We start from the raw sequence: 12,186 nt of genomic DNA on the forward strand, positions 1-12,186 counted from the left end.
TGAAGCAGGCGTTCCTCCGTCTGTACGGTAAGAACTTATTCGATTATTCCTACCCATTTAGTAGGTTATACAGATATAATACTGAACGCTTCCCGCGCTGTCAAACCTTTTTTTCACTTTGAATGAAAGACGGCGATCGCTGAACCCGGGGCAGGAAGTGGCGCCCGTTCCTGTAAGACCCACTTGTTATTGTTGCCCCAAAGTAATATCATTGCTACATCTTATTGAGCGAAAATAGAGCGAATTCATATAAATAGAAACGGCATCGCAGTTTCTATTATTGCCGCTTACACCGGGGGAAATAATCATGGGAATGGATTTGGAGTATGGTCCCGCGCCGCAGGGACCACGGCTGCACAGGCGTGTATTCAGAGAACTGGGCAGACGTATCCTGGAGACGTACAGGTATGATACTACTTTATGGAGGACTGCGCTCAGCGGCCCGTGGACGCTATGCATTCTGGCTTTTTCTATAGTTATTATGGGTATTCCTACCGGACTCGGAAGCGCAGCGGATATTATGCTGGCAGCCGGCGCGGGGACGCTAGTTATGGCGCTGGCCGGCAATCTGCTGGCTGTGCTGCTCTCCCTAACCGGACTCCGCTGTCCGCATCTGTTCGCAGGCTCTTTGCTCAGCACCTATGGGACTGTATTGCTGATCCTGTATTTTTCCGATCTGGAGCTTGGAGCTGCAGCCGTTGTCGCCTGTATCGCAGCCTTGGCCTGCGGGATAGGGGGACTTGCGGCCGGTCTGCTGCGGACCCGGAGAATGTTCACCGGTGGTCTGCTGGCAGCGGCACTCTTGCTCTCCCCCTTCGCACTGGCCTATGGCTATGGGACGGGAAGCAGCCCGGTACCTGTACCCTCGCTTCAGAGTCTGGCGGCGGACGGACAGGTGCTTCCCGTAACGGCGGACGATCCCGCCCAGCCGGGCGACTATGAGTTCCACACCTTCACCTATGGCAGCGGCAAGGATCTGCAGCGCAAGGCGTATGGCAAGGATGTCCTGCTAGCCTCTGCTTCCGTGGATGCTACCGAATATATCTCTTCCTGGCCCGTGCTGCGGACCCTGTTCTGGGGGTTCGATCCCGCTTCCCTCCCGCTGAATGCCAGAGTGTGGATGCCGGATGGGGACGGGCCTTATCCGCTGGTGCTCATGGTCCATGGCAACCATATGATGGAGGACTTCTCCGAGGACGGCTATGCCTATCTTGGTGAATTACTGGCCAGCCGGGGCTTCATCGCGGTCACCCTGGATGAGAATTTCCTGAATTATTCGGCCTGGTCGGGTATTCCGGACAACGACTTCAAGGCGCGGACCTGGATGATTCTGAAGCATCTGCAGCAGATCGGCAGCTTCGCGGAGCAGCCCGGCACCCCCTTTTACCAGAAGGTTGATTATGACTCTGTTGCACTGCTTGGCCACAGCCGCGGCGGGCAGGCCGTAGCCATGGCTGCGGATGCGGCACGCTGGTTCGGCAGTGATCCGGTTCTGGACGCTATTCAGCAGTTCCATATTACTTCGGTTATTGCCCTGGCTCCTACGGATAAAATGATCGACAGCAAGCAGGCCCGTCTAACCGATGTGAGCTATCTGACACTCCAGGGCGCCCGTGACGGCGATGTACATGATTTCTACGGGGATCGTCAATATATGCGCTCTTCCTACACCGGCAATACCCCTGGCTTCAAAAGTTCGCTCTATATTGCCGACGCTAATCACAGCCAGTTCAATACGGACTGGGGGCTATATGACCAGACGCTGCCTACCGGCCTGTTCCTGAAGCGCTCCCGGATCATGGACGGGGAGGAGCAGCGGAGAATCGCCAAGGTCTATGTCTCTGCCTTCCTGGAGACCACGCTGCACGGGAGGAGCGAGTACCGGCAATTGTTCCGCGATTACCGCAGCGGTGCCCGGTGGCTGCCGGATACCGCCTACTATAACCGCTTCCAGAGCGGGGCCTATATCACGGTGGCGGACTATGATGAAGACCGCAACCGAGACGCCGTCCAAGGCGGGACTGTCTCTACTACTACGGGGCTTCACTGGAGCGAAGAGGCCGCAAAGGACCGCGAACGGAACAACAAGCCCTCTTACGGTATTCTGCTGGAGCGCAGCAGCAGCCCGGATCAGGAGCATACGGATCTTGAGGCTGCTTACAGCATTAGGCTTAGCGACACGCTGACTCAGACGCTTGCGGAATCCCCTGCCGTAGAGGGACTGACCTTCTCTCTGGCGAACCATAATTCCGGTCCTAACGAGGATGGAGATTCCAAGCCGCTGCCGGAGGCAGAGCTCTCCCCGGAGGTAGAGGTGGAGCTGACCGACAGTAAAGACACCTCTGCAAGAATTCCCCTGGACGAAGTGATGGATATTCTGCCGCTGCCACAGACTGAGTTTACGCTTAGTCCATGGCTGGAGGAGCGGATCAGTGACGGCAAATTCGGCAACCTCTCGGAAGCCGTCTACCAGACGTACAAGCTGCCCTTCGAGCTGTTCCTTGAGGAAGAGCCCGAGCTTGATCCGGATAGTCTGACAGACATCACCTTTTATCTGCAAGGGACAGAAGACAAGATTATGCTGGATGACATCGGCTTCTATGAGCGGGAGGACCCGCTGACAGAAGTGAATTAACCGGACATCATTCTATTTATAAAAAGCCAAAATTGCCCCCTGTCCGCCATACTGCGGACAGGGGGCTTTGCTGTTCCTGCACAGAGATGCTTGTCCAGGTTAGTCCAGGGCTACAAGGCAGACAGGTGCCGGCACTTCCAGCTCATTGCCGGTAGGGATCAGCCGTCCGGTCTCACTGTCTATGCGGAAGGAGGCAATATTGCCGCTGTTCTGGTTAGCAGCGAGCAGCATGCCGCCGATCAGAGCGAAATTACGCGGTGTCCGTCCCCCGGAAGTCACCCTGTCCTCCGTTTCCAGCAGACCCGTAGCCTTATCAATATGGAACAGTGCGATGCTGTCATGCCCACGGTTGGATACGTAGAGGTAGCGTCCGCATGGTGATACATGGATATCTGCAGCCGTATCATCACTTCCGGCGGTATAATGCTCCGGGAGACTGCTGATACTCTGCAGGAGCTTCAGATTGCCCTGAGGCTCATCATTGGCGAACACGGTAACCGTATTGTTCAGTTCATTAACCAGATAGATCCATTGCCGCGAAGGATGAACCGCCAGATGGCGCGGTCCTGAGCCTGGAGGAAGCTCTACCTCCCGGTGAGTGACCAGCTTCCCGTCCTCCACACGATAGAACACGATCTGGTCGAGACCGAGATCACAGACCAGCACATGATCACCCGTCTTGTCCGGAATCACGGAATGGGGATGGGGGGCCTCCTGACGGTCGCTGCGGATTCCCGAGCCCTCATGCTTCACCTGGGAGGACATCTCCTGTAATGACCCGTCCTCATTCAGCGGGAACACATTGACATTCCCTCCCGTATAGTTAGACACGGCTATGTAATCTCCCTTCGGAGCCACCGAGACATAGCAGGGCGCGCCGCCCCCGGTCGCTCTGCTGCCCAGCGGATGCAGCGCTTTGCTGCCGGGATCAATGGCGTAGGCATGAACCTCACCCTCATCCTGCTCACTCACAGCATATAATACCGTCTGCGCCGCATTAACCGCCAGATAGGAAGGGTTCTGGATCCCCCGGGTACCGCCCATAACCCTCATTTCTCCGCTCTCCTTATCCAGCGCACCGAGCAGGATGGCCTCTCTCTCCTCACTGTTGTACGTTCCAATATAGAATAATACTTCATTAGGCTGGTGCATGGCAGCGGCTCCTTTATTGTATAGTATATAAGCTTATATACCCTGTACACCCCTATACTCACTCAGCGGGTGAACCATAAATTCACTATAACATCTTTATGTACCCACTACGTTATCAGGGTTAAACAGCATAAATTTGGACAGACTGGAATACTAAATAAATGTGTGCCGGCAAAATTTAACACTTGGTTTAAACGCTGTGCATGAGGTTAATAGTAACCATCGAAGACAACAAACACAAAAGGAGCTGAAAGTTAATGAGTTTACTATGGATGTTGATTGTTGGTGGCGTAATTGGTTGGCTGGCCGGGTTGATTATGGGTAGAGACATTCCGGGCGGAATTATCGGCAACATTATCGCTGGTATTCTCGGTTCATGGCTCGGCGGCATGCTGCTGGGAAGCTGGGGACCTAAGATCAGCGACTACTATGTCTTCCCTTCACTGATCGGTGCTGTGGTTCTGATCTTTATCGTAAGCCTGATTCTGCGTTCGGTTGGCGGACGTAGCCGCTCTTAAGCTCTATGGCAGCATTCTTTCCTGAAGCTGCTGAACTATACTTAGCAAGCAGACCCGCCGGGGTTAGACTCTGGCGGGTTTGCTGTGTGCTTCAGGCAGATCACCCGTATGAGGCAGGCTGCGCATCATTAATGAAATCCGTTCATTATCTGCTATAATGAAGTAAATAGTGACCGAAATCACAGAGGAGGAACGTGAATTATGGGTAACATCAACCCCTCACTTCTGCATGTGGGCTCCACGCTGGGAGCAGTATTCATGGCGCTGATGGTGATTTTTATCCGCATGAAGGCCAGCGCCCGCCCGGTAACCATCCGCAAAATATGGATTCCGCCGCTTGGCATGTCCACCGGCTTCGCCATGTTCGTCGTACCGGAAGTGCGCTTCCCCTGGTGGTGGGCGGTAGCGGCTTTCCTGGTCGGCTGGTTTATTTTTGCCTACCCGCTAATCCGCAGTACGCGGTTCGAAGAACGTGAAGGGCTGATCTATGCCCAGCGCTCCAAGAGCTTCGCCTTCATTCTGCTTGGACTGCTGCTGGTCCGCACCCTGCTCCATGAGTTCATCAACCGGTATGTCTCTGTTCCGCAGTCCGGCGGATTATTCTTCATTCTGGCCTTCGGCATGATCCTCCACTGGAGACTGTTCATGTATAAGCACTATACCGGAATGCTGCATGCCGAGCCGCAGATTCCGCAGCCCCGGGTCTAGGGTGAGGCCGGGATGGATTATATAATTATGTACAAGGGGGTGTCCCCGGCAGCCTTAGGGAGGACTGCCGGGAACACCCTTTCCTTCTGTCTTCCCAAATACCCATCAGCTGCATATTATAATTCATAAGAACCCTGATACTCTAACCTTCCATGTGAATTATGGCCAAATAACGGACGGGTGCGGCGGGCATTTTCGGTGCGATGTCAGGTAACTTGCGATGAGATCAGTTAGAATAGTACCATACTTGTAGAGAGTGGGGACTGGGCAATTGAAAAGTAAATCGAGAAAAGTGGCAATCGTCGGCTCCGGCATGGTCGGCTCAAGCGTTGCCTATTCCATGGTGAATCAAGCCATATGCGATGAGATCATGATGATCGACCGTACCTACGACCGCGCCATGGCACAAGCGCTTGATCTCTCGCACTGCATGGACTTCACCGGAACACGCACCAAGGTCTATGCCGGCACCGCCAGTGACTGTGCGGGGATGGATGTCGTCATTCTGACGGCAGGCGCCAATCCCAAGCCGGGGCAGACCCGGCTGGATGTACTGGATGCCGCTGCTGTAATTACCCGGGAGATCATCACCGAGATTATGGCGGGCGGCTTCGATGGGATCTTCGTCGTCGCTGCGAACCCTGTAGATATTGTAACTTATATGGTCTGGCAGATCTCCGGCCTGCCGCGGCACCGGGTGATCGGCACAGGCACCTCCATCGACTCCTCCCGGCTGAAGACACTGCTGTCGGAGGTGTTCACGATTGATCCGCGCAGCGTCAACGGCTACGCCCTTGGCGAACACGGGGAGTCGCAGTTCGTAGCCTGGTCCCATGTGACAATCGGCGGCAAGCCGATTCTGCAGATTATGGAGCAGCACCGCGAGCGCTTCAGCAGCCTGGACCTTATGGATATCGCCCGCAAGACGAAGGATGCCGGCTGGGAGATTTTTACGCGCAAGGGTTCGACTCACTTCGGGATCGGCAGTGCCCTCGCTTATATCACCCGCTCCATTCTGAATGACGAGCACAAAATCATCGCCGTCTCCGCCATCCTGGACGGGGAATACGGACAAAGCGGCGTATGCGCCGGAGTTCCGGCCATTATCGGCAGCAGCGGTATTCAGGAATTGCTGGAGCTGAACCTCAGCGATACAGAGATGGCTAAATTCACCGACTCCTGCAATATCATCCGCGCGGGAATTGATAGCCTCACGCTGGAGGAGCAGCACTAAGCTTAACAGCACAGCCTATACCGCAAACCCCCCTCTGCTTCACACAGTAACCTGTGGGGCAGAGGGGTGTTTGCGATGATTTTACCTGATATTATTGAAACTTCTCGATCTCGCTGCGCAATTCGCTCATCAGCTGGTTGAGGGATTCGGCTGAGGTGACAACCTGGCCCATCAGATTCCGCTGCTCGGTGGAAGCCTCCGCCACCATCTCGGCGCTCTCGGCAGAATCTCTGGCAATAATCAGCATGTCGGAAATGGAGGCCGTAATCTCTTCTGTCCCGGCGGACATCTGCTCGTTGACGGCAGAGACGTCCTGGATCTGAACCGATACCTCACGGATGGACGAGCGGATATGGTCGAAGGAGGTGCCTACATTCTGCATTTTACCCATCCCGTCTCCGATCTCAGCAATGCTCTTCTCCATAGAGACCTCGGCCGCTCTGGTGGATTCCTGAATCTGACGGATCAGCTCCACAATGTTCACAATGGCGCTGTTCGTGCGCTCCGCCAGCTTCTTCACTTCATTCGCCACCACGCCGAACCCGCGCCCGTGCTCGCCTGCTCTGGCCGCTTCAATCGACGCATTGAGCGATAACAGCCCCGTCTGATTGGAGATTTCGGAGATTACGTCAACAATCTGGCCAATTTGTTCGGATTGCCCGCTCAGATTGCTGATCAGGGCCGAGGTCTCCTCCGCAGCGCCGCTGATGACATTCATCTGCTTAAGTGTGGATTGAATCTCCACATAGCCGTTCTCGACCTCGGCGCTGACTGTCTCCGCCTGGTCGGACACATTAACCGAGGATTCCGCAATCCGCTGCAGCCCGATCGCCATCTCCTCCGTAGCTCTGGCCGCCTGCTCCGAGCCTTTGAACTGCTCGCCCATTCCATGCGCGACCTCCTGGACGACCGTCTCAATCTCTGCCGATGTATTCGAGGTCTGACTGGCGTATTTCAGCACGCGTTCTGCCGAGACAGCAACCTGCTCCACGGTAGCATCGATTTTGCCGACAATGCCGGACAATGATCCGATCATATCATTAATGCTCTGGCTCATCTGGCCGATCTCATCACCCGAGCGCACGGTCACCCGTTCGCTGAGATAGCCGTCCGCTACTTTCTTCATCACCCCGGAGATCGCCACAATCGGCTTCACAATCAGACGGGTCAGATACAAGGCCAAGGCAACGACCGCCAGAATGATGATTGCAATGAACAATGTGGATATCCGCTGGGCTGAGGTGACTTTGGCGGTAATCTCACTTTTGGGAACCGTAATCAGCAGCTTCCAGTCTGTGCCCGGGACGGTACGGAAATAGGTAATCACCTGCTTGCCGTCCTCTCCCTTATAAACTTCCGAGCCTGCTTCCTTGCCGAGAATATGCTCTACGGCCTGCTTCATCTCTGTGGTCTTCGCGTAATCCGCGATATTCTTGCCGATCCGCTCGGTCTCGGAGTAGGCGTAATAATCACCCTTGCCAGAGATCACATATCCGTAGCCGGTATCGCCCACGTGGATGTTTTTGCCCATCTCCATCAGAATGTCCGGTGTCACCGAGAAGGCGATACCGCCGCCAAACTGCTTGTCCTTGTCCACGACCGGAACGAATACCGGGATAATATATTTACTGAGCTGTTCCAGATAAGACATCTCCGCTACCGCCGGAGCAAGACTCTCCTTGGCCTGCAGGAAATATGCCGATTGGCCTACATCCGCCGTAAGCTTAAGGGAATTAGCCAGAATGCCCTGCTTGTTAATGACGCTGTAGCCTTCGGACTGAGTATCGCTCTCTTCGAGTACCTTGACCACAGGAAAAATAGTATCCGGTCTTGAGGTATCGAATTCAGGATGCTGCGCAATCAGCTCCTGGACCGCAGATGTCCGCGTATTCAGCCACTCTACGATGCGTGTAGTGTTCATCTCCAGAATATTCTGGGCGAGCTCCTCGCTATCGTCTCTGGTGACACCCCCGAAGTACTGCATGAAAAAAATCGTGACGCCGAGCAGAGGTACAATAGCAATTGCCAAAATAACAAGCGAATACTTGCTTTGCAGCGATAATGATTTTCCGTTCTTTGCATTCATTTTCAATTTTGACCGTACACTTCCCTCATTCACCGCAAAATCCCCCTAGAAACCCATTCTGGTCTTCCATATGCTGTAAATATATATATTGATATATCGGCATAAATAGACAAAAAGCATAATACATACAATAAAAATAAGCCTTAAGACCCAAAAATTAGGATCATTAAGGCTTATACTTTTCATAATTATTTCATTATCGATTCATCTTACACGATTATAACGATTTCGGCGGCTGTAAGGCGCGCATGCTGTTCAGTACAGCGAGTACAGTAACTCCGACATCTGAGAATACGGCCTCCCACATAGTGGCAATTCCGAACGCTCCCAGCAGCAGGAAGACCGCTTTGACTCCCAGCGCAAAAGCAATGTTCTGCCAGACAATGGTCCGTGTCCGTTTGGCGATCCCGATGGCGGAAGCGATTTTGGAAGGCTCATCCGTCATGATTACAATATCCGCTGCCTCAATGGCCGCATCCGAGCCAAGTCCGCCCATGGCAATCCCGACATCCGCTCTGGCCAGCACCGGAGTATCATTAATCCCGTCCCCGACAAAAATGATCTTCTCCTTCGGTCCCTTTTCCCGCTCCAGCTGTTCAATCGCTGCGACCTTATCTCCCGGCAGCAGCTCAGCATGAATCTCCTGAATGCCCAGCTGTCTGCCGACAGACTCGGCTACCGGAGCGGCGTCACCCGTCAGCATAACCGTCTTGCGGATTCCCAATGCATTCAGAGCCTGAATCGCCTTAAGCGAATCGTCCTTCACTTCATCTGCAATGACGAGATAGCCTGCGTAGCGCTTATCTACAGCAATATGAACGATCGTCCCGTACTCCTGCGGAGTTACGCTGGTAATCCCTTCACGCTCCATCAGTCGCGCATTCCCGGCCAGCACTGCCTTCCCCTCCACGGTAACTGCGATGCCGTGGCCGGAAATTTCGTTATAGCCGGTAATGGCTTCACCCGGAATAGCTTCGCCATAGGCCGCACGGATGGATTCCGCAATCGGATGGCCGGAGTGGCTCTCCGCATAAGCCGCTACCCGCAGCAGCTCCTGCTCTGTGAAGCCTTCCGCCGGAACATTGCCGGTTACCGTGAACTGGCCTTTGGTCAAGGTTCCAGTCTTATCGAACACAACGATCTTCACATCATTCAAGGCTTCCAGATAGTTGCTGCCCTTCACCAGAATCCCGTTCTTCGACGCGGCACCGATCCCGCCGAAGAACCCGAGGGGAATCGACACGACAAGCGCACAAGGGCAAGAGATAACGAGGAAGACCAGTGCACGGTAGATCCAGTCGGAGAAGGTGGCTCCGCTCAGAATCAGCGGCGGAACCACGGCCAGCAGCAGCGCTGTTATGACTACGACCGGCGTATAGGCACGGGCGAATTTGGTGATGAAATTCTCTGTCTTTGCTTTGTTATTCGTAGCATTCTGGACCAGCTCCAGAATCTGCGAGACTGCCGATTCACCGAAGTCCTTGGTCACTTCAATGGTAATCACACCATTGCGGTTAATGAATCCGCTGAGTACCTGGCTGCCCGGCTGAGTAGAACGGGGAACGGATTCTCCGGTCAGTGCCGAGGTATCCATCATCGCGCTGCCCTCCAGAATAATCCCGTCCAGCGGAACCTTCTCACCGGGCTTAACTACGATGCTGTCTCCTACTCTAACCTCTTCGGGGGACACCTTCCGCAGATTACTGCCTTCCTTCAGATAGGCGAACTCCGGCCGGATATCCATCAGCGCTGTGATCGAACGGCGTGAACGGTTCACCGCCATTCCCTGGAACAGCTCACCTACCTGATAGAAGAGCATAACCGCAACGCCTTCGGGATATTCGCCGATGGCGAAGGCGCCGATGGTCGCAAGGGCCATCAGGAAGTTCTCATCGAACACCTGGCCCCTTACAATATTCCGGGCAGCGGCGAGGACGACTTCTCCGCCGACAATCAGATAAGCTGCCAGGAAGATCAGCAGCTCGGTGATCCCGCTGACCGGCAGGAACATGCCAGCCGCAGCCAGAATGGCACCGCCGCCCAGCCGCATCAGGATGCGGCGCGTATCGCCCTCCCCATGCTCATGGCTGTGTCCGTGGCCATGTGATTCCTCCTTGCTGTGGCTATGCTCAGCAGCATGTGAATGCGGGTGCCCCTCTTCATGGGAATGTCCTTCTCCATGGGCATGCTCATGACCGTGCGGTTCGCCGTGGGTATGAACATGACCCTGTCCTTGAACCGCTACGCCGCGTACCTGAGCTGCCCCCTCCGCAGACAACGGCTTCTTGACCGCACGCGAAGCTCGAACCGCACGCGGCTTCACATGCGGCTCCAGCTTGGTTACCGTATGCTCAGCCTGCTTCGCGATCTCATCTGCAGCAGCAGCTGTTGTCTCCAGTGTCATGGTCTTCGTCGCGAAGTTGACGGAGCAGGAGGACACGCCTTCAATCTTCTTGACCTTATTCTCGATTTTCATAGCGCAGTTCGCGCAGTCCAGCCCATCCAGGACCCACTTGCGCTTCACATTGTCTTCTACCGTACTCAAATGACTCATCTCCCTTGATCGTCCCTATATATGAGTATTTGTTCATATGTTAACTTACACCTATTATATTCCCCTGAATCATGCAGTGTCAATGCATTCAGCCCACAGATTGTGGCTAATTATGTACTGTGAAGAATCTGGATGCCGATGGAGTTATTTTGGACAAACTATTCTTCATCTATATAAAAAAGCTTGTAATTTGTCTGAGCTGGCCATAATATTAACATATGAGCAATCATTCATATGTTAACTGAAAAGAGGTCCTATCTAATGAACAATTCCAAAACCGATTCACACACTCACTCACATGCTGGAACACACACTCATTCGCACGCTGGCGGGCATTCGCATTCCCACTCCCATTCACATGCACATTCACATGCACATTCCCACGCACCGGATAATAAGAAAGGCCTGCTGATCGCCTTAATTATCACCGGCGGTATTATGTTCCTTGAATTCTTCGGTGGCCTGTTCACCGGGAGCCTGGCTCTCTTGTCCGACTCGGGGCATATGCTCAGCGATACCGCCTCCCTTGCCCTTAGCCTTGTGGCCATGATTATCGCGGTGAAACCGGCATCCTCCAAGAACTCCTACGGCTTCCACCGGTTTGAGATTATGGCGGCTTTGTTCAATGGGGTGACCCTGTTTGTAATCTCCGGATTCATTATGTATGAAGCTTTCCAGCGCTTCTCCGCCCCTCCGGTGGTAGCCAGCGGAACGATGATGCTGATTGCCAGTGTCGGACTGCTGGCCAACCTCGTCAGCGCCTGGTCACTGATGCGCAAAAGCGGGGCTAAAGACAATATCAATATCCGCAGCGCTTACCTGCATGTAATCAGCGATGCTCTCGGCTCCGTCGGCGCGCTGGCGGCTGGACTGATTATGAACCTGTTCTCCTGGTATGTGGCAGACCCTATCATCAGTGTGCTGGTCGCCCTGCTCATCCTGCGCAGCGCCTGGGGTGTCATCAAGCAGGCCTTCCACATCCTTATGGAAGGAACTCCGCTTAGCGTGAATGCCGAAGAGGTCGAAAAGGCGCTACTTCAAATTGAAGGGGTTCAGGATGTGCATGACCTGCATATCTGGACCATCACCTCCGGCCTGGATGCTCTCAGCGGTCATCTGCTGATCAAAGACGGGGTGAATACGGAGCAGGTGCTGCAGCAGGCACTTAAATTAGTGGAAGAGAATTTCGGCATCCAGCACTCCACACTGCAAATTGAGAATTCTGCTGTGAAGCACGGTGATCTTCCGGTCTGAGGAAGAGGTGGTAAGCGGGTAAGGGAGAATGAGGGAGTCCGAGGA

At 54.1% G+C, this 12,186-nt stretch carries 8 protein-coding genes; 5 read left to right on the top strand and 3 right to left on the bottom strand.

All coding sequences use genetic code 11. From position 1 onward, the window contains the following. The first annotated feature begins 307 nt into the window (after positions 1-307). Complete coding sequence (locus MKY64_RS25150; RefSeq protein ID WP_340956506.1) at positions 308-2,635, top strand: poly(ethylene terephthalate) hydrolase family protein; 2,328 nt, start codon at positions 308-310, stop codon at positions 2,633-2,635. A gap of 99 nt (positions 2,636-2,734) precedes the next feature. On the opposite strand, the gene MKY64_RS25155 is transcribed toward MKY64_RS25150, so the two are convergent. Continuing rightward, positions 2,735-3,787 carry a lactonase family protein gene (locus MKY64_RS25155; protein WP_340956507.1) on the bottom strand — a complete coding sequence of 351 codons (1,053 nt, stop codon included), beginning with the start codon at positions 3,785-3,787 and terminating at the stop codon, positions 2,735-2,737. Between the two features lie 257 nt (positions 3,788-4,044). Between MKY64_RS25155 and MKY64_RS25160 the strand changes: the two genes are divergently transcribed. From MKY64_RS25160 to MKY64_RS25170, 3 genes are all read left to right on the top strand, one after another. After that, positions 4,045-4,305, top strand: coding sequence for a GlsB/YeaQ/YmgE family stress response membrane protein (locus tag MKY64_RS25160; protein ID WP_036732764.1), 261 nt, complete (start codon positions 4,045-4,047; stop codon positions 4,303-4,305). A 201-nt stretch (positions 4,306-4,506) separates the two neighbouring features. Continuing rightward, the gene (locus tag MKY64_RS25165) at positions 4,507-5,013 is read left to right on the top strand and encodes a CcdC family protein (protein WP_340956509.1); all 507 of its coding nucleotides are present in this window, start codon (positions 4,507-4,509) and stop codon (positions 5,011-5,013) included. 271 nt (positions 5,014-5,284) lie between these two features. Further along, on the top strand, positions 5,285-6,247 hold the full coding sequence (locus tag MKY64_RS25170; RefSeq protein ID WP_036732776.1) for an L-lactate dehydrogenase: 963 nt from the start codon (positions 5,285-5,287) through the stop codon (positions 6,245-6,247). Between the two features lie 91 nt (positions 6,248-6,338). On the opposite strand, the gene MKY64_RS25175 is transcribed toward MKY64_RS25170, so the two are convergent. Together MKY64_RS25175 and MKY64_RS25180 are read right to left on the bottom strand one after the other, a co-directional pair. Further along, positions 6,339-8,366, bottom strand: a complete 2,028-nt coding sequence (locus MKY64_RS25175; protein ID WP_340956511.1) for a methyl-accepting chemotaxis protein — start codon at positions 8,364-8,366, stop codon at positions 6,339-6,341. Positions 8,367-8,550: 184 nt separating this feature from the next. Continuing rightward, complete coding sequence (locus MKY64_RS25180) at positions 8,551-10,878, bottom strand: heavy metal translocating P-type ATPase (RefSeq protein WP_340956513.1); 2,328 nt, start codon at positions 10,876-10,878, stop codon at positions 8,551-8,553. A 270-nt stretch (positions 10,879-11,148) separates the two neighbouring features. On the opposite strand from MKY64_RS25180, the gene MKY64_RS25185 reads away from it, so the two are divergent. After that, a complete protein-coding gene (locus MKY64_RS25185; RefSeq protein ID WP_340956516.1) occupies positions 11,149-12,141 on the top strand; it encodes a cation diffusion facilitator family transporter in 993 nt (330 codons plus the stop codon). Positions 12,142-12,186: the final 45 nt, after the last annotated feature.

It is taken from the genome of Paenibacillus sp. FSL R7-0210 (assembly GCF_038009085.1).
Classification (GTDB): Bacteria; Bacillota; Bacilli; order Paenibacillales; family Paenibacillaceae; genus Paenibacillus_AQ; species Paenibacillus_AQ silagei.